This window comes from Streptomyces sp. NPDC087901, assembly GCF_044742205.1.
Taxonomy (GTDB): domain Bacteria; phylum Actinomycetota; class Actinomycetes; order Streptomycetales; family Streptomycetaceae; genus Streptomyces.
Window position 1 is genome coordinate 729,336 of record NZ_JBIUUC010000001.1, and the last position, 18,362, is coordinate 747,697.

The 18,362-nt window shown below is 72.8% G+C and carries 16 protein-coding genes; 5 read left to right on the plus strand and 11 right to left on the minus strand.

Annotated features, from left to right (window positions below; genetic code table 11):
- Positions 1 to 13 precede the first annotated feature (13 nt).
- A complete protein-coding gene (locus ACIOEW_RS03245; protein WP_401961529.1) occupies positions 14 to 535 on the minus strand; it encodes a GNAT family N-acetyltransferase in 522 nt (173 codons plus the stop codon).
- Between the two features lie 279 nt (positions 536 to 814).
- Here ACIOEW_RS03245 and ACIOEW_RS03250 point away from each other — a divergent pair, with 279 nt between their 5' ends.
- Positions 815 to 2,335, plus strand: a complete 1,521-nt coding sequence (locus ACIOEW_RS03250) for a hypothetical protein (RefSeq protein ID WP_401960863.1) — start codon at positions 815 to 817, stop codon at positions 2,333 to 2,335.
- Between the two features lie 19 nt (positions 2,336 to 2,354).
- Here the strand turns inward: ACIOEW_RS03250 and ACIOEW_RS03255 are convergent, their stop codons facing one another.
- Positions 2,355 to 3,395, minus strand: coding sequence for an MBL fold metallo-hydrolase (locus tag ACIOEW_RS03255; protein WP_362541263.1), 1,041 nt, complete (start codon positions 3,393 to 3,395; stop codon positions 2,355 to 2,357).
- 343 nt (positions 3,396 to 3,738) lie between these two features.
- On the opposite strand from ACIOEW_RS03255, the gene ACIOEW_RS03260 reads away from it, so the two are divergent.
- Positions 3,739 to 5,202 carry an aldehyde dehydrogenase gene (locus ACIOEW_RS03260; protein ID WP_362541266.1) on the plus strand — a complete coding sequence of 488 codons (1,464 nt, stop codon included), beginning with the start codon at positions 3,739 to 3,741 and terminating at the stop codon, positions 5,200 to 5,202.
- A complete protein-coding gene (locus ACIOEW_RS03265) occupies positions 5,202 to 5,435 on the plus strand; it encodes a ferredoxin (protein ID WP_362541269.1) in 234 nt (77 codons plus the stop codon). The genes ACIOEW_RS03260 and ACIOEW_RS03265 overlap by 1 nt, the downstream gene beginning before the upstream one ends.
- 261 nt (positions 5,436 to 5,696) lie before the next feature.
- On the opposite strand, the gene ACIOEW_RS03270 is transcribed toward ACIOEW_RS03265, so the two are convergent.
- A complete protein-coding gene (locus ACIOEW_RS03270) occupies positions 5,697 to 7,664 on the minus strand; it encodes a helix-turn-helix domain-containing protein (RefSeq protein ID WP_401960867.1) in 1,968 nt (655 codons plus the stop codon).
- A gap of 44 nt (positions 7,665 to 7,708) precedes the next feature.
- Complete coding sequence (locus tag ACIOEW_RS03275) at positions 7,709 to 8,530, minus strand: 3-hydroxybutyrate dehydrogenase (protein ID WP_401960870.1); 822 nt, start codon at positions 8,528 to 8,530, stop codon at positions 7,709 to 7,711.
- 260 nt (positions 8,531 to 8,790) lie between these two features.
- Here ACIOEW_RS03275 and ACIOEW_RS03280 point away from each other — a divergent pair, with 260 nt between their 5' ends.
- Positions 8,791 to 10,275, plus strand: a complete 1,485-nt coding sequence (locus ACIOEW_RS03280) for a PHB depolymerase family esterase (protein WP_401960873.1) — start codon at positions 8,791 to 8,793, stop codon at positions 10,273 to 10,275.
- A 51-nt stretch (positions 10,276 to 10,326) separates the two neighbouring features.
- Here the strand turns inward: ACIOEW_RS03280 and ACIOEW_RS03285 are convergent, their stop codons facing one another.
- From ACIOEW_RS03285 to ACIOEW_RS03315, 7 genes are all read right to left on the minus strand, one after another.
- Positions 10,327 to 11,217, minus strand: coding sequence for an alpha/beta fold hydrolase (locus ACIOEW_RS03285; RefSeq protein ID WP_401960875.1), 891 nt, complete (start codon positions 11,215 to 11,217; stop codon positions 10,327 to 10,329).
- The gene (locus tag ACIOEW_RS03290; RefSeq protein ID WP_362541286.1) at positions 11,214 to 12,323 is read right to left on the minus strand and encodes a branched-chain amino acid ABC transporter permease; all 1,110 of its coding nucleotides are present in this window, start codon (positions 12,321 to 12,323) and stop codon (positions 11,214 to 11,216) included. Before ACIOEW_RS03290 ends, ACIOEW_RS03285 begins: the two co-directional genes overlap by 4 nt.
- Positions 12,320 to 13,207: a branched-chain amino acid ABC transporter permease gene (locus ACIOEW_RS03295; protein WP_401960878.1), complete on the minus strand. Its 888-nt coding sequence runs from the start codon at positions 13,205 to 13,207 to the stop codon at positions 12,320 to 12,322. The genes ACIOEW_RS03290 and ACIOEW_RS03295 overlap by 4 nt, the downstream gene beginning before the upstream one ends.
- Positions 13,207 to 13,950, minus strand: a complete 744-nt coding sequence (locus ACIOEW_RS03300; RefSeq protein WP_401960880.1) for an ABC transporter ATP-binding protein — start codon at positions 13,948 to 13,950, stop codon at positions 13,207 to 13,209. The genes ACIOEW_RS03295 and ACIOEW_RS03300 overlap by 1 nt, the downstream gene beginning before the upstream one ends.
- Complete coding sequence (locus ACIOEW_RS03305; RefSeq protein ID WP_401960882.1) at positions 13,947 to 14,741, minus strand: ABC transporter ATP-binding protein; 795 nt, start codon at positions 14,739 to 14,741, stop codon at positions 13,947 to 13,949. Before ACIOEW_RS03305 ends, ACIOEW_RS03300 begins: the two co-directional genes overlap by 4 nt.
- Positions 14,742 to 14,744: 3 nt before the next feature.
- On the minus strand, positions 14,745 to 16,022 hold the full coding sequence (locus tag ACIOEW_RS03310; RefSeq protein WP_401960885.1) for a substrate-binding domain-containing protein: 1,278 nt from the start codon (positions 16,020 to 16,022) through the stop codon (positions 14,745 to 14,747).
- Positions 16,023 to 16,171: 149 nt separating this feature from the next.
- Entirely contained in the window at positions 16,172 to 16,783 is a 612-nt protein-coding gene (locus ACIOEW_RS03315; RefSeq protein WP_362541300.1) for a TetR family transcriptional regulator, read from the minus strand.
- Positions 16,784 to 17,013: 230 nt separating this feature from the next.
- Here ACIOEW_RS03315 and ACIOEW_RS03320 point away from each other — a divergent pair, with 230 nt between their 5' ends.
- A complete protein-coding gene (locus tag ACIOEW_RS03320) occupies positions 17,014 to 18,354 on the plus strand; it encodes a glycosyltransferase family 4 protein (RefSeq protein WP_362541303.1) in 1,341 nt (446 codons plus the stop codon).
- Positions 18,355 to 18,362: the final 8 nt, after the last annotated feature.

An 18,362-nucleotide genomic window follows, 5' to 3' on the forward strand; every position in this document is an offset into this window, starting at 1 on the left:
GGCGGACGGGCGGTCAGGCGTTTCGGCGGAGGTCCAGCATGCAGAAGACCTTGTCGTACCGGGCTTCGCCGACCGCCACGAAGTCGGGCAGCCGTCCGTACTCGGTGAAGCCCAGCGACCGGTACAGGTGCAGGGCAGGGGTGTTGTCGCCCCGGGCGTCCAGGGTGAGGACCTCGATGTCCCGTTCCCGGGCATCGGCGATCAGGGCGGCGGTCAGCGCCCGGCCGACACCACGGCCTTGAGCGGCCCCGTCCACCGCGACCTTCTCCAGGTCCGCGTGCGGCCGATGGGTGGGCCGGGCGTAGCGGCGCCAGTACCCGAACCCGGCAAGGGCGCGGCCCACGTAGGCCGCCCGCAGGGACGCGTCCCCCGACCGCACCGCGGAGACGACATCGCGGAGCAGTTCCGCCACCTCGTCCCGCGAGGGCGGCTCGACCCAGCCCAGCGCCGCACCGCCGGCGACCAGGCCGGCCAGGATCCGGTGGGCCGACTCCGCGAACCGGCCTTCCAGCTGCGGATCGGCCGCCAGCTCCATGGCGTTCAGTACGACGGGCTCATCGCGGCGCTCTGTGATCACAGGGGCAACTGTGCCATCGGCGCGGCAGTGCCAAGGGACCGGCGTGGGGCCGTGATGACCGGGCCTCTGACGGGCGCACCTCGCGAGCCCCTCGTTCGGGTGAATAGTCGTTCCGGTTTGTCCTCTGTCATCCGTTACGCATAGATTCCCGTCCACGCTGTCCGCGAACTGTTTTCCCTCAGCTCGCAGTTGAGCGACCACGCGACCCGTCATCATCGGCTGGGAGGCCCCGCCCCTATGTCCGGAACCGTCGACCGGTGGACCACCGCACTGCGCAGAGCCTGGAAGGACGGCACGGCGTGGCCGTGGTGCCTGGCGGTCATCGCGGCGGCGTGCGGCTACGCCGTGGCCACCGTCTTCCACCCCGGATACCTCAGCCCGGACAGCAACACCCAGCTGGGGCAGGCACTCGGCGACGAGCCGGTGAACGACTGGCATCCGCCGGTGATGGCGCTCGCGTGGCGGATCCTCATCCGGATCACGGGGGACTTCTCCTCCATGGCGGCGACGCAGGCAGCCATGCTGTGGGGGACGCTGTGGGTGCTCGCCCGGCTGGTGTGGAAGAGGACCGGCAGTCGCGGGCTCTCCCTCGCGGTACTGGCCGTCGGATTCGCGCCGCACATCATGAACTTCACCGGCGTGGTGTGGAAGGACGTGCACCTGGCGTACGCGCTCCTCGCGGTCTTCGCGATCGCGCTGACCGTGCGTGACCTGCCGCGGGAGCGGTTCAGGGCCCGCTGGGCCCTGCTCGCGCTGGGTCTGCTGTTCCTCGCTTACGCCGCCCTCGTGCGGAAGAACGCCATTCCCGCCACGATCCCGGTCTTCGCCCTGCTGGTCCTCGCGGCGTGGCCCGCCCCGGGCCGGCGTCGCTGGCTGGCGGCCACCGGTGTCTTCGTCGCGGTCGTGGCGGGCGGCAGCGCCGCGGTGAACGTGGCCACCGCTCCGCTGGCCACGCGCGTGTACGCGGTGATCCCGGTGGACGACCTCGTCCACGTGCTCACCCCGGACCAGGTGCGCGCCGCCGCCGAACAGGCGGGTGCGGACGCGGACCTGCGGGACCGGATGGTCGCCGCCGCCGTCACCTGCCAGAAGCGGCACATCACCTCGGACGGGTACCTGCAGTGCTTCCCGCAGCGCAGGCCGTTCGATGTGACGTATCTGGACCGGCGCGCCGACGTCGTCGTCCGGATGTGGACGCAGCAGATGCCGAAGCACTGGAAGGGCTACGCCGAGTACCGGGCCCGGGTCTTCACCAAGCTGCTCTTCCAGAGCAACCAGACCTTCTGGAACGGCTCCCATGTCAATGCCGGTGCCCGGCTGCACCCCGAGGTGCCCAAACAGCCGCTGAACGACACGCTGCGGTTCGCTCTGCAGAACTATGTGACCGGGTTCGCCCGCGACCTGCCCATGCTCTTCCAGGGCTGGTTCTGGCTCGCCGTCTCGCTGGTGCTGGTGCTGCGTCGCCGGTGGGCCGGTCCCTACACCCGGGAGCTCCGGCTCCTCGGGGCCAGTTCCCTCCTGTACATCCTCGCCTATCTGCCCACCGCGCCCGAGTCCAACTACCGTTACGTGTACTGGCCCGCGCTCTCCGGGACCGTCGCACTCGCCCTCGTCGCCACCGCCTTTGTGGCGCGCCGGCGCGCGGCGGCCGGCGGGACCGCCGGTGAACCGGACGCCAGCCCCACCGTGCCGTCGGCCGGCCGGGCCCCCGAAGCCGTCCCGGCGGGACCGCGCGAGGACACCGGTGCCGTCGTGTGACTCCGGCCCCGCGCCGGCGTCACACCGCCACGTACGTCACCGGCTCGCTTCCCGTCACCGCTTCCGCGCGTCCCAGCTTCACGAGGCGGCGCAGGTGTGACTCGGCCTCCGAGACGGCGATGTTCCTCGACCCGTAAGGGATCTGCTCCCAGGGGCGGTTCCACTCCATGCGTTCGGCCAGCTGCCACGGCGTGAGTGGTTCGGCGAGCAGCGAGAGAAGGCCCGTCAGGCGCTCCTCGTGGTGGTCCAGGAGCTCCTGTACGCGGCCTGCGGCATCCGCGAACGCGTACTGGTGGGCCGGCAGGACCTCGGCGACGCCGAGTCGGCCGATGCGTTCCAGGGAGTCGAGGTAGTCGCCGAGCGGGTCGGTGGCCGTGGCGTCGTCCGGGTCCTCGTAGAGGCCGACGTGCGGGCTGATGCCGGGGAGCAGGTGGTCGCCGGAGAACAGGCGGCCGCGGCCGGGGAGGTTGGCCGGGTGGTCCTCCTCCAGGTGCAGGCAGACATGGCCCGGGGTGTGGCCCGGGGTCCAGATCGCGCGCAGGGTGCGGCCCGCCAGGTCGAGGAGCTCGCCCGGCACGATCTCGCGGTCCGGGATCGCGGCCCGCAGGCCGGGCAGGGTGCGCATGCGGCCGCCCTTCTCGCGGGCGGCCAGGAGCGGGGCGATGTGGTCCTCGGGTGCGCCGACCGTCGCCAGCTTCGTCGCGAGGTAGGCCAGCCAGGTGCCGGGCTCCGACGCGCGGGTACGGCGGACGATCGCCGTGTCGGCCGCGTGCATCGCGATCCAGGCGCCGGACGCCTCCCGGACCTGGCCGGAGAGGCCGTGGTGGTCGGGGTGGTGGTGCGTGATGACCACGCCGTGGATGTCGGTGATGTCCACGCCCACGGTGGTGAGCCCGGCCGTGAGCGTGTTCCAGGCCTCCGGGTCGTCCCAGCCGGTGTCGATCAGGACCGGGCCCCGGTCCGTGTCGAGGAGGTGGACCAGGGTGTGGCCCAACGGGTTGTCCGGGATGGGGACCTTGATGCTGTGGACGCCTCCACCATGGTTGATCACCTGCGTCATGGACTCCCCATCTCTGAGCGGCCTGGGCGGCGTGCGGGGTACGGCCACGACGCGCCGCGTCCACTGTAACGAGAACTTGTTCCAGTGGTAGCCCCGGTCGACTGTCCGTTCCGCCCGAGCCGCGGCACTGTACGGGGGAGGGCTGTCGCGGGAGGGTGGTGACGGGGAGCGCCTCGTTCGCCGCGCGGGGAAGGACCGGGCAGTCGTTGTCCCAGCCGTGGACTCCTGGAACTGGAACTGGTATCAGTTCTGACACGCAGTCAGATGCGTGCCGGATGCAGAATCCGGATGCAGAACCAGTCAACGAGTCGGGTCACGTGCCGCGTCGCGGGAGGCAGCAGCCATGAGCGAGCTTGTCGAACACGGAAAACTGTTCATCGGCGGGAAGTTGGTCGATCCGCTCGGGCGGGATGTCATCGAGGTCATCTCCCCGCACACCGAGCAGGTCATCGGCCGTGTGCCGCATGCCGCCGAGGGGGACGTCGACCGGGCCGTCGCCGCCGCCCGGCAGGCGTTCGACCACGGGCCCTGGCCGCGGATGACGCTGGACGAGCGCATCGCCGTCGTCACCCGGATCAAGGACGCGTTCGCCGTACGGTACGAGGAGATCGCCCGGGTCATCAGCTCGGAGAACGGCACCCCGTACACCTCCAGCGTCATGGTGCAGGCCCTCGCCGCGATGATGGTGTGGGACGCGGCCATCACGGTCGCGCGCACCTTCCCATACGAGGAACGACGCGACGGGGTGCTCGGGCCGCTGCTCGTGCGCCGGGAGCCGGTCGGGGTCGTCGCGGCCGTCGTGCCCTGGAACGTGCCCCAGTTCACCGCCGCCGCCAAACTCGCGCCCGCACTGCTCGCCGGGTGCTCGGCCGTCCTCAAGGTGTCGCCCGAATCGCCGCTCGACGCCTACATCCTGGCGGAGATCGTCGCCGAGGCCGGGCTGCCCGAGGGTGTGCTGTCGATCCTGCCCGCCGACCGCGAGGTGAGCGAGTACCTGGTGGGGCATCCCGGCGTCGACAAGGTCTCGTTCACCGGGTCCGTCGCCGCCGGCCGGCGCGTCATGGAGGTCGCCTCGCGCAACCTCACCCGCGTCACCCTGGAGCTCGGCGGGAAGTCCGCCGCCGTGATCCTCCCCGACGCCGACCTGGCCGCCGCGGTCGCCGGCATCGTGCCCTTCGCCTGGATGATCAACGGGCAGGCCTGCGTGGCCCAGACCCGCATCCTCGTACCGCGTTCCCGGTACGAGGAGACGGCCGAGGCCTTCGCCGCCGCCGCCGGTGCGCTGAAGGTCGGCGACCCCCTCGACCCCGCCACCGAACTCGGACCGCTCGTCGCGCAGCGCCAGCAGCAACGCTCCCTCGACTACATCCGGATCGGGCAGGAGGAGGGCGCGAAGGTACTGACCGGGGGCGGGCGTCCGGCATCCCAGGAGCGCGGCTGGTACGTCGAGCCGACGCTCTTCGGTGACGTCGACAACTCCATGCGCATCGCCCGAGAGGAGATCTTCGGGCCGGTCATCTGCCTGCTGCCGTACGGCGACGAGGACGAGGCCGTGAAGATCGCCAACGACTCCGAGTACGGCCTCAGCGGCAGCGTCTGGACCGCCGACACCGAGCGCGGCATCGACATCGCCCGCCGGGTCAGGACCGGCACGTACAGCGTGAACACGTTCAGCCTCGACATGCTCGGCCCGTTCGGCGGCTACAAGAACTCCGGACTGGGCCGGGAGTTCGGTCCCGAGGGGTACGGCGAGTTCTTCGAGCACAAGATGATCCACCTGCCCGCCGGATACGGGGGCGAGGCCTGATGGGCGACCGCTGGAGCGTCGAGGTCGACCGGGCCGTCTGCATCGGGTCCGGGATGTGCGTGAACCACGCACCGGACGGATTCCGGCTGGACACCGCCCGGCAGTCCCACCCGGTCGACCCGGAGACGGACGCCAACGAACGCGTCCTCGCCGCCGCCGAGGGATGCCCGGTCGAGGCCATCACGGTCGCGCTGGCCGACACGGGCGAGGTGGTGTTCCCGCCGGAGGACTGAGGGGAGCGGGTGGCGGCGGCTGCCCGGCCCCACGGCACGGCCGGCTCCCCGTCCTCCTCCGCAGCCGCCTCGGCGAGCGCGCGTACCAGCGGGGTCTCAAGGGCCGTACGCCGGACCAGAGCCCACTGGACGGCCGGGGCGTCGTGGAGGGAGAGGTGCACGACGTCGGTCCGCGCGGTGCAGCGCCGCCCCACGCGGTTCCATTCCCGGCCCCGTGTTCGTCCCGTCCCGCCCCCCTTGTGGGCCGTGCGGGCGGGCGGATCAGGGCCGCGCACCCGACAACAGATGCAGTCGCAAAGCCAGTTGCAGTTCCAGCGCCCGGTCCGGCTCGTTCCAGTCCCGGCCCAGCAGCACCTGGATCCGGTCCAGCCGCTGCACCACCGTGTTCACGTGCACGTGCAGCTCGTCCTTGGCCCGGATCAGGCTGCCGCCGGCGCCGAAGTACGCGCTCAATGTCCGCACCAGGTGCGTGCCGCGCTGCGCGTCGTAGTCCAGCAAGGGTCCCAGCGCCGCTGTCACGAAGCCGTCGACGTCCTGCGCGTTGCCCAGGACCACGCCCAGGAAGCCGAGTTCGTCCACGCACGCGCCCTCGCCCGTACGCCCCAGCACCCGCATCGCCCGCAGGCAGCGTGCCGCCTCGCCGTACGCGGCTGCCAGTTCGCGGGGGCCCCGGGCGGGGCCTGCGGCGGCCACGGTGACGGGGGACTGCGCGAGCTGGCCGAGCTGGGCCGCCGCCGAACGGGCCGCGCGCCCCGCGCCCGTGTCGACGCCCTCGATCAACAGCACGACCGTGCCCGCGTGTTCGGCGCTCACCCCGTGGATCTCCCCGCCGAACAGATAGCGCATGGCGGCCGGGGCGAGCCGCTCCCGCGCTCCGGTCTCCGCCACCAGCAGCAGATGCGGGCGGTCCAGGTCGATGCCCAGGCGGCGGCCGCGCTCGGCCAGCCCCGCCGGGTCGCGGCCGGTGTCCGTCAGCAGGTCGGCGATCAGCTCGCCCCGTATCCGGTTCTCCGTCTCGGCCACCGTGCGGCGCAGGAGCAGGAGGAGCCCGGTGACCACGGCCGACCGCTCGAAGAGCCGCCGGTCGGAGTCGTCCAGCGGGCGGCCGCGGTGCAGCACCAGCCCGGCCAGCAGCTCCTGCCCGGCGAGCACCGCGCAGACCACCCGCCCGTCGCGGTGCACGGCGCGTGCCCCCGTACGGGACTCCTCGGCCGCCTCCGCCAGCCACCCGGCGTCCATGCTGTCGGCGGCGAAGCCCGTACCGTCCGGGCGCACGGCGGCCAGCGGACGGCCGCCCGGGTCGTGAATGGTCAGCGGGGAGTCGAGCAGCCCGGCGACGGCCGCCGCCACGTCCTTGACGTCCCTGCCCCGCAGTACCAGGTCCGTCAGCCGGTCGTGAGACTCCTCGGCCCGCCGCATGGCCGCCGAGTGCGCCCGTACCGAGGCGTTGGCCTCGGCCAGCTCCGCGTTCGCCTCCGCCAGCTCGGCGAGGGCCGCGGTGGTGTCGGCCAGCGCGCGGGCCGTGTCGATGGCGATCGCGGCGTGCGCGGCCAGCGAGCAGAGGAGGGCCACCTCGTCGGGGCTGAAGACCCGGGGCGCGCGGTCGGCCGCGAAGAGGACGCCGATCACCTTTCCCGTACCGCCGCGGCTGGAGCCGAGCAGCAGGGGCACGCCCAGGATGGCGACCAGGCCCTCGTCCAGGACGCCGGCGTTGATGTTGCGGGTGTGGCGGAAGCGGTCGTCGGTGCGGTAGTCCGGTGTCGCGTACGGGCTCGCCGTCTGCGCCACCAGGCCGCCGAGCCCCTCGCCGAGCTCCAGCCGCAGCCGCTGGAAGAGCACCGACACCGACCCGTCGGTCACCCGCATGTAGGTGTCGCCCGCCTCCTCGTCCGGGAGCGTGAGGTAGGCCGTGTCCGTACCCAGCAGCATCCTGGCCCGGCGCACGATCGCCTTCAGCACGTCGTCCAGGTCGCGGGAGGCCGCCAGGTCGCCCGCCGTGTCGAAGAGCGCGGTCAGCTGGAGCTCCCGGCGCCGGTGCTGCCGCAGGGCGCCCCTGATCCGCAGCGCGGTGGCCGTGGCCCGCTCCACCTCGGCGAGCTCCTCTGAGGGCACACCGTCGGCCCGAGCCGTCGACAGGACCGCCCCCAGCGCCTCGGCGGGGGCGTCGTCGGCCAGCAGGTCGAACAGATGCCGGAGGTGGGGTGCGGCGGAGGGGAGCGGTTCAGGCATGGCGTCCAGCGTTCGTCAGACAGGGGGAATCGGGGAGCGGTCGGTCAGTTCGCGGTCCAGCCGCCGTCCATGGCGAGCGAGGTGCCCGTGATGTGCCCGGTGCGTGGCCCGCACAGCCACAGGACCGCCTCGGCGACGTCCGCCGGCTCGATCAGCCGCTTGATCGCGCTGCGCTCCAGCATGACCCGCGCCACCACGTCCTCCTCCGAGATGCCGTGCGCCCGCGCCTGGTCGGCGATCTGGTTCTCGACCAGGGGCGTGCGTACGTATCCGGGGCTGACGCAGTTGCTCGTCACCCCGTGCTCCGCCGCTTCGAGCGCCACCACCTTGCTCAGTCCCTCCAGTGCGTGCTTCGCCGTCACATAGGCCGACTTGTAGGGACTCGCGCGCAAGCCGTGCACCGACGAGATGTTGACCACGCGCCCCCAGCCGCGTTCGTACATGCCCGGAAGGGTCCGGCGCAAGATGCGGAACGGGGTCTCCACCATGACGCGCTGGATCAGGGCGAAGCGCTCCGGCGGGAACTCGTGGACGGGGGCGACGTGCTGGAGCCCCGCGTTGTTGACCACGACGTCCACATGGGCCGGCAGCGTGTCGACGACCGCGGGGTCGGACAGGTCCACCACCCAGGGCGTCCCGCCGATCTCCTCCGCCAGGCTCTTCGCGGCCTCGCCGGACCTGTCCACGATGTGCACATGGGCGCCCGCCGCGGCCAGCGCCTGCGCGCAGGCCCGTCCGATGCCGCTCGCCGCACCGGTCACCAGCGCGGTGCGCCCGGCCAGCAGCGGTTCAGCGGGTACCTGCGGTGATCCGCCGCCGGGGGAGGGGGCGGCGGGATCGCGATCCGGTCTGCGGGAAGTCTCCATGGCCGTCACCGTAGGTACGTGGCGGCCCGTGTCACACGGCGCCGGTGCACACACCCTCCTGCCCCGGCATGGTGGCGGCGCACATGGTGCCGCCCGGCGCGGGGCCGCCCCGCCGAGGGCTCCCCGGAGCGCACAAGGGACCGGCCGCACACACCTCGCACCCGCCGGTGTCCGCCTGCCACATGGGCGTGCGCAGGCGCTGCTCATAGGTTCCGGCAGCAACCCGAACCCCCCCGCACGAACCGACCAGGGAGGCACCCGTGCGCCCATCGATCCTGAGACGCCTGTTCCGCCGCGTAGCGTCCACGGCCGTCCTCGGCCTGCTCGCGGCGACGCTGAGCACCACCACCGCCGCCGCACAGCCGGCCGCCGCTGCCGCCGGTGGCCTCCAGCAGGTCACCGGCTTCGGCTCCAACCCGGGCAATCTGCAGATGTACGCCTACACACCCGCCGGCCTTCCCGCGAACGCGCCCCTGGTCGTCGCCCTGCACGGCTGCACCCAGACGGCCTCCGCGTACTACACCAACTCCGGCTGGCCGAAGTTCGCCGACAAGTGGGGCTTCGCCGTCGTGTTCCCGCAGACCACGTCCGCGAACAACTCGCTCTCCTGCTTCGGCTGGTTCGACCCGGCCGAGGACACCCGGGGCAAGGGCGAGGCCGCCTCCGTCGTCCAGATGGTCGAGTACGCGAAGCAGCAGTACGGCTCGGACGGCCGCCGGGTGTACGTCACCGGCCTCTCTGCGGGCGGCGGCATGACCGCGGACCTGCTGGCCGCCTACCCGGACGTGTTCGCGGGCGGTTCGGTGGCCTCGGGGCTGCCCGCGCAGTGTGCGACGAGCCAGGCGGCCGCGTCGGGCTGCCAGACGGGCCCGCAGAAGCTGACGCCCGCGCAGTGGGGGGACAAGGTCCGCGCCGCCCATCCGGGGTACGCCGGCCCCTGGCCCCGCGTGGCGGTCTGGCAGGGGACCTCGGACTACACCGTGTACCCGGCGAACGCCACGGCGCTGCGCGACCAGTGGACGGACGTCTGGGGCATCGGCCAGACCCCGTCGTCCACCGACACCCTGCCCGGGAACACCACCCGCAGCGTCTACAACGACGCCTCGGGCAACCCGGCCGTGGAGACGTACTCCGTCTCCGGCATGGGCCACGGCCTTCCCGTGAGCCCGGGGACCGGCGACCAGCAGTGCGGGACGACGGCCGCGTACTTCCTGAACGCGATCTGCTCCACGTACTACACGGGCGTCTTCTGGGGACTGGACGGCGGAGCTCCCGGCGGTGGCGGCGACCAGCTCCCGGCCCCCACGGGCGTGACCGTCACCGGCACCACTGCCAACACGGCGTCCCTGTCCTGGAACGCGGTCGCGGGCGCGGCCTCGTACGCCGTCCACCGCAACGGGACGAAGATCGCGTCGCCCACCGCCACCACGTACACGGACACCGGACTCACCGCCGGGACCGCCTACCGCTACACCGTGACGGCCCTGGACGGATCGGGCACGGCCGGCACCACGTCGGCCCAGGTGACGGCGACCACCACCGGCGGCAGCACGCCCGCACAGTGCCACACCGCCACCAACTACGCGCAGGTGACGGCGGGCAGGGCCCACACCACCGGCGGGTACGTCTACGCCAACGGATCCGACCAGAACATGGGGCTGTACAACGTCTTCGTCACCCACACCCTGAAGGAGTCGCCCGCCGGGTACTTCGTGATCGCGGACAGCGGCTGCACCACCGGCTGACGCGTGCGGTGGGCCGGGCCCGGCAGGCAACCGCCGGGCCCGGCCCACCCGTCAGGCGTCCTGCCGCGCGTATGCCACCATCCGGTCGGCGACCTCCCGCCCGCCCCGCTCGCCCGTGAGCACCGTGTAGTGGTTCACGTCCTTCACCGCCACCGGCTCCACCCGGGTCCCGCCCAGGTCCGCAGCCGCCAGCCGGCTCTCGTCGTACAGCCCCTGCTCCTCGTCCATCAGACCGCGCGCCGCCCACAGCAGCGTCGCCTCGGCGGGCAGTTTCCGTACCGCCGAGAGCACCTCCGCGTCGAACAGGCCGACGCCGTCCGTGCGGATCGCCTCGATCCGGCACGTCGAGCGCAGGGCCGGCTCCTCGCCCGTCAGATCGCGCTGGATGTACGCGTCCACCTCGTCCGACCACGCGCCCGCGAACGCCGGGTGTGCCTGCCAGAAGGCGCGGTAGGCGGCCCGGTCCGTGAAGGTCATCGACAGCCTGTCCATCGCCGGGCCGATCACCGCCGTCAGCAGCTCGTCGGGCGTCAGATGCGTGGGCGCGGGGAAGCCGATGCCGCCGTCGACGAGCAGCAGCGGGCCGAAGCGGTCCGGGTGCCGCACCGCGGCCAGCGCCGCCACGAACGCGCCCATCGAGTGGCCGGCCAGCACCACCCGGTCCAGGCCGAGGGCCTCGGCCAGAGTGGCGACGTCGTCCGCGTGCGTGGCGATGCCGTACGGGCCGGGGAGACGCGAACTCCCTGCCCTGCCCCGCAGATCCGGGGCGATCAGCGTGACGCGGCCGGCCAGCTGCCGGGCCACCGTGGCCCAGGAGAGTGCGTTGGCGGTGATGCCGTGCAGCGCCACCACCGTCGGCGCCTGCGGATCGGTGGCCGGCCAGCGCAGTGCGGCCAACTCGCCTCCGTTCACAGGGGCTTTGATCTCCTCGTACGGAATCACTGGTCTCCGGTCTCCTTCCGGTGCGCGACGGCCCTCAGCCTGGACGGCAGCCGGGCCAGGCCGCCCGGCAGCAGATGTACCACGGCCACGAACAGCACGCCCAGCAGGAACAGCGGCTGGGAGAGCGGGACGCGGAGCACCGCGGGCAGCCCGGCGACCGCGCCCGAACCGGCCAGGTCGCCGAGCCGGTGGTCCGCCCACGTGTAGAGGATGCCGCCGACCATCGGACCCCAGCGGGTCCCCGAGCCGCCCAGCACCACCATCACCAGAAGCGACAGCGTGAAGTCGGACGTGGTCGTCTGGGGCGTGGAGCCGCCGGTCAGGAGCAGATGCACGATGCCGCCGAGCGCGGCGAGCGCGCCCGCGACGACGAAGGCCGTCAGCTTGAATCCGTACGGTTTCAGGCCCAGCACCTCCACCCGGCGCTCGTTCTCCTTGATGCCCTCCCAGACGCGCCCGGTGGGGGAGCGGACCGCCCAGGCGACGACGGCCAGGGTCAGGACGAGGTAGGCGAGCGCGATCCAGTAGAGGTTCGCCGTGTTGTCGATGCCGACGAGCCAGGAGGGGAGCAGATCGGCCGGGGCCGCCCGGCCCTCCTCGCCGCCCGTGACCCCGCCGGGATTGCGGGACACCAGGATCGAGCCCGCCTGGGCGAAGGCGAGCGTCACCATGGAGAAGCCGATGCCGGTGACGCGCAGGCTCACCGAACCCAGGACCAGGGCCAGCGCGATCCCGAAGAGAAGTCCGAGGACCGCGGCGAGGCCGAAGGGCAGTCCCGCCTCCAGCAGAAACGTGTTCGTGGCGTAGCTCCCGGCCGCGAAGTACAGGGCGTGGCCGAACGAGAGCAGTCCGGTGCGCCCGAGCAGCAGGTCGTAGCCCGTGGCCAGTGCGCCGAACAGCAGGCAGGTGGCGAGGAGTTGGAGGCTGCCCGCGCTGCCGAGCGGGCCGTCCAGCAGCCCCGGCACGGGGACGGCGCTGAACGGTGCGACGGCCAGGACCAGCAGGACGGCGGCGGGCCACCAGCGCAGCAGCCGGGGCCGGCCGGACGGCAGGGGCGCGGCCGCGGGGCCGCCGGTGCGCTCGTGTGTCTCGGTGGCGGTGCTCACGCGAGCCTCCCCGTCAGTCCGCGCGGGCGGATCAGCAGCAGCGCGGCGAGCAGGACGACGACCGCCAGATCGCCGAGGCCCGCCGCGGTGTAGTAGTTGGCGAACTGCTGGACCAGGCCGATGACGACGGACGCCACGGCGGCGCCGGTCACCGAACCCATGCCGCCGGTGACCACGACGACGAACGCGAAGATGAGCAGCGAGGTGCCCTGGCGGGGGTCGACCGAGCCGAAGTACAGCCCGCCGAGCGCCCCGCCGAGTGCGGCGGCGCAGCCGCCGATCGCGAAGACGAGCGTGAACGCCTTGCGGACGTCGACGCCGAGCGCGGTGACCATCGCCCGGTCTTCGACCCCCGCCCGTACGACGAGACCGTGCCGGGTCCGGCCCAGGAACAGCCGCAGCGCCACCAGGACCACGACCGCCGCCGCGATCAGGACGAGGCGGTTGACGGGGACCTGTGCGCCCAGCAGCCCGAAGGTGCCGGACAGCGCCTCGGGCCCCGGGAAGGTCCGGGCGTCCGGGCCCCAGATGCCCGACAGCAGCGCCGGGACGGCGAGCCCCACCCCGACCGTGGCGAGCACCTGCTCGCGCGGCCGGGTGTAGAGCGGGCGGACGACGGTGAGTTCCAGGAGCACGGCTGCCGCAGCGCCCACCGCTGTACCGAAGAGGACCGCGAGGACGAAGCCGGCGCCGCCGGGTCCCGCGCCGGGCAGATTCCCGGACGCCGCCCACCAGGTGCCGTACGCACCGATGGACAGCAGCGCCCCGTGCGCGAAGTTGAGGACGTCCATCAGGCCGAAGATCAGCGAGAGTCCGGACGCGATGAGGAAGTAGAGGGCTCCCAGACCGAGTCCGGTCATGGTGAGCAGGACGAGGGTGGACATCAGGAATCCGCCTCCGCGGTGTGTGGGGTCAGCGGGCCGTGGCCCACGCCGAGCAGCCTGCGGGCCGCCTCCGCGTCGCCGAGCAGCCCGGCCGCCGGCCCCCGGTGGGCGGTCCGGCCGTCGGCCAGCACCACGCAGTGCGCGGCGAGGCGCCGTACGACGGCGAGGTTCTGCTCCACGAGCAGCACCGGCACCGCCTCGGCGGCCCGCTCCAGCACCTGCGCGACCTCGGTGACCACCTTCGGCGCCAGGCCCTTGGTGGGTTCATCCGCGATGATCAGCCGGTTGGCGTTGAGCAGGGTGCGGCCGATGGCGACCATCTGCTGCTGGCCGCCGGACAGTGTCCCGGCCAACTGCCGGGCACGTTGCTTGAGTTCGGGGAAGAGTTCATGGACCAGCGCGTAGGAGGGTTCGCCCGCGCCGCGCCGCTCCGCCAGTCGCAGGTTCTCCGCGACCGTCAGCCCGGCGAAGACGCCACGGTCCTCGGGGGCGTAGCCGATCCCGCGCCGGACCAGCGCGTGCGTGGGCAGGGCCACCGTCTCCTCGCCGTCGAGGCGGACACTGCCGCTGCGCGGGACGAGGCCGAGGAGGCCCCGTACGGTCGTGGTCTTTCCGGCGCCGTTGCGGCCGAGCAGCGCGGTCACGCCGTGACCGGCGACGTCCAGGTCCACGCCGTGCAGGATGTGGCGGCCGCCGATCAGGACCCGCAAGTCTCGTACGGCGAGCAGGGGTTGCTCCGTCACAGTCCCTCCCCGAGGTAGGCCTGCTGCACGGTCGGATCGGCGGTCACGGCCTCGGGGGTGTCCAGGGCGAGCAGCCGGCCGTGGTGCATCACGGCGAGCCGGTCCGCGAGGCCCAGCAGCACGTCCATGTGGTGCTCGACCATGAGGACGGTGCGCCCCTCCTCCCGGTGCAGGGTGCGGATCAGTTCGGTCAGCGCCGGGACCTCCTCGGCGCTCACCCCGGCCATCGGCTCGTCGAGCAGCATCAGCCGGGGCTCGCCCACCAGCAGCACGGCGAGCTCCAGCTTCCGCTTCTCGCCGTGCGACAGCTCGGCGGCCGTGGCCCCGGCCCGGTGGCCGAGACCGGTGCGCTCCAGGACGCCGGTCACCTCGGCGGTGTACGGGTCGGCGCGGCGCCAGAGGCGGTACGAGCCGCCCCGGGCGGCCTGCGCGGCCAGCCGGACGTGGTCGGCGACGGTCATCGCGGGCCACAGGCTCGACGTCTGGAACGTCCGGCCGACGCCGCGCCGGGCCCGGACGTGCGCGGGCCGGTCCGTCATGTCCGCGCCGTCCAGGGCGATCGTGCCCGCGGTGGGCAGGGTCAGCCCGCTGATCAGGTTGAACAGGGACGTCTTGCCTGCCCCGTTGGGGCCGATGAAGGCGAGGAACTCGCCCTCGCCAACGCTCAGGGTGATGTCCTGGACGATGGTCGCGCCGCCGACGCTCCAGCCGATTCCGTCCAGCCGGAGCACGGGGGTCGCGAGGTCCCCCGGGCCGCCTTCCTGGCGCCCGGGGGTGTGGGGTGCGGTCACGGTTCAGCCCGCCGAGGGCTTCGCGGGCGGCGCCACGGTGTCCATCGCCTCGGTGTCCAGGAGCTCCGGCTTCGCGGCGGCGCCCTTGCCGGTCAGCCGGGCCACGAACATCGGCTGCAGCAGTGCGTGGTCCTCCGCCCGCACCTGCTGCTTGCCCTTGGCCCCGTCGAAGGTCCAGCCCTCCAGGGCCTTCACCATCGCGTCCGGGTCGGTGGCGCTGCCCTCGGCGACGGCACGCACGACCATCTGGGCCGCGGTGAAGCCGTCCGGGGTGAACAGGTCGGGCGTGCCGCCCGCCTTCGTCACCGAGTCCAGCATCGCCTTCTCCACGGCGTTGCCGCCGCCCGCGCCCGGGAAGTAGTGAGCCAGGAACGACACCTTGGACCCGGCCGCCCCGAAGACCGGGTACGAGGCGGTCCCGGCGAGCCCGGTGACGACCTTGCCCGCGCCCAGCACGCCCTGCTGGTCCAGCGCGGTCCACAGCGCGGGGGCGGTGGAGCCGGCCCAGGCGACGAAGACCAGATCCGGCCCGCCCGCCTTGACCTGCCGGGCGAACGGCGTCAGGTCCGTCGCGCTCGGCGGCGCCAGTACGGAGCCCACCTTCGCGCCCTTCGCGCCGAGCACCGCCTTCACGGCGGCGACGTTGGCCTGGCCGAAGGTGGAGTCCTGGGCGAGGACCGTGACCTTCTTGCCCTCGGCGTCGCCGAGCATCGTGCCCGCCGTCAGGATGTCCTGGTAGGACTGGCGGCCCGAGCGGAACGTGTAGTGGTTGATGCCGGTCACCGCGTCGGTGGCCGCGGGGCCGCTGACGTACAGCACCTTGTTCTGTGCGGCGAGCGGCGCCATCTGGAGGGCGACGCCGGAGTCGGTGGTGCCGGCCAGCACCTTGTAGCCCTTGCCGATCAGGTTCTTCGCGGCGGAGACGGCCTTGCCGGGGTCGCCCGCGTCGTCCTGCTCGGTGACCTCGATGCGGTGGCCCGCGACCTTGCCGGTGCCCTTCGTCGCGTAGTCCAGGCCGGCCATGAAGCCGTCGCGGTACTGCTTGCCGTAGTCCGCGAGCAGTCCGGTGCGGGAGTAGACCAGCCCGACCTTCACGGTCGCGTCCGCGGCCGCCTTCCCGGACCCGTCGGTGCCGGAGTCGCCCGCCGTTCCGGCGGCGGTGCAGCCGGTCAGCAGGAGACCGGCGGCGGCCAGGACGGCGGCGGTGGACAGTGACCTGTTCGGGGCGGTGCGGCTGCCGACTGTGCTGGATCTGCTGACTGTGCTGGCTCTGCGACGCATGGTGACCGGCTCCTCGGCGTGTTCCTGTGATGTCGCCGAACCGTATGAACACCGTGCCGTCGTCGATATGGTGCAGGGCACCCCACCTGACCCCGGGAGCATGTGGGCGCGGTCCATAGGCAGGGGCCAGGGGCCAGGCGCCCGGATGCTCAGCCGGCCGGTTCCTCCGCGGTCAGGTCGATCAGCCGGCACACCGTCTCGATGTCTATCTTCACCTGGGCGATCGACGCCCGGCCCGACAGCCAGGTGATCAGTGCCGAGTGCCAGGTGTGCTCGATGACCCGGACGGCCGAGAGCTGCTCGGGCGTCGGGCGGTCGAGCTCCATCGCGTCCAGGATGATCGCCGTCGTGAGCCGCGAGACGGTGTCCACCTCGGGGCTCACACTGCGGTCCGCGAAGGTCAGCGCGCGCACCATCGCGTCCGCCAGATGCGGTTCGCGCTGCATCGCGCGGAAGGCCCGCATCAGGGTGTCGGCGACCCGCTCCGCCGCGTCGTTCCCGGTCGGGGGCCGTTTGCGGAGCGTCCCGTGCATGTGCTGGAGCTGGTCCTGCATGGTGGCGACCAGCAGATGGACCTTGGAGGGGAAGTAGCGGTACAGGGTGCCCAGGGCCACCCCGGCGGCCTCCGCCACCTCGCGCATCTGGACGGCCTCGAAACCGCCCCTGCTGGCGAGCTGGGCGCTGGCGTGCAGGATACGGCGGCGGCGGGCCTCCTGGCGTTCCGTCAGGGGCGGCGATGCCGGTCTGGCTTCCGCTGTCATGTGTCCCATCCCGAGGCTTCTGTCCGCGACCGCGAGGCTGCGGCGGCCGGTCCGGCGGCGCACAGCATGCCAGGGTGTGTGCCGTGGCGCGAATCACCTGATCCGGCCGTTGCACCGTTGCTACCTGCCGGTAGATTCGTAGCTCATTGAACGATCCAGTCTGTAACTTGTTCTAGATTAGCGTCAGCGGTTACGCTCCGGCGAACACGCAGTGAGATAGGGGGCCGAGTGTGACCGCTGAGGCCATAGAGTCGGGCCCCCGTGCGGGCGACGCCACGTCGGACACGGACGCGGGCGCCGCCGGCGACCGGCCCCTGCGCATCGCGCTCCTCACCTACAAGGGCAACCCCTTCTGCGGCGGCCAGGGCGTCTACGTACGCCACCTCGCCCGGGAGCTCGCCCGCCTCGGCCACAGCGTCGAGGTGATCGGCGCCCAGCCCTACCCCGTACTCGACGAGGGCGTCCCGCTCACCGAGCTGCCGAGCCTGGACCTCTACCGGCAGCCCGACCCGTTCCGCACCCCGAAGCGCGGCGAGTACCGGGACTGGATCGACGCGGCCGAGGTCGCCACCATGTGGACCGGCGGCTTCCCCGAACCGCTCACCTTCAGCCTGCGCGCCCGGCGCCATCTCGTGGCCCGGCGCGGCGAGTTCGACGTCATCCACGACAACCAGACACTCGGCTACGGGCTCCTCGGCGACCTCGGCGCCCCGCTCGTCACCACGATCCACCACCCCATCACCGTCGATCGAAAGCTCGACCTGGACGCCGCCCCGACCCGCCGCCGGCGCGCCTCCGTCCGCCGCTGGTACGCCTTCACCCGCATGCAGAAGCGGGTCGCGCGCAAGCTGCCGTCGGTACTCACCGTCTCCGGCTCCTCCAAGCAGGAGATCGTCGACCACCTGGGTGTGCGCCCCGGCCGCGTCCGCGTCGTGCACATCGGTGCCGACACCGACCTGTGGTCGCCCGATCCCGCCGTCGCCGAGGTGCCCGGCCGGATCGTCACCACCTCCAGCGCCGACGTCCCGCTCAAGGGCCTCGTCCACCTCGTCGAGGCGCTCGCCAAGCTCCGTACCGAGAACCCCGCGGCACACCTCGTGGTCGTCGGCCGCCGTGCCGAGGACGGACCGGTCGCCCAGGCCATCGAGCGGCACGGACTCGCGGACGCCGTCGAGTTCGTCAAGGGCATCAGCGACACCGAACTCGTCGACCTGGTGCGCAGCGCCCAGATCGCCTGCGTCCCCTCGCTGTACGAAGGCTTCTCGCTGCCCGCCGCCGAGGCCATGGCCACCGGGACCCCGCTCGTCGCGACCACCGGCGGTGCGATCCCCGAGGTCGCGGGCCCGGACGGCGAGACCTGTCTGGCGGTCCCGCCCGCCGACGCCGGGGCTCTGGCCGACGCGCTCGGCCGGCTGCTGGGCGACCCGGAGCTGCGCGCCCGGCTCGGGGCCGCGGGGCGCGCACGGGTCCTCGCCCGGTTCACCTGGAAACAGGCCGCGATCGGCACCGCCGCGCTGTACCGGGAGGCGATCGCGGCCCGCGCCGCCACCGGCCCCGGCGGCCGGCGGTGACACCCCGC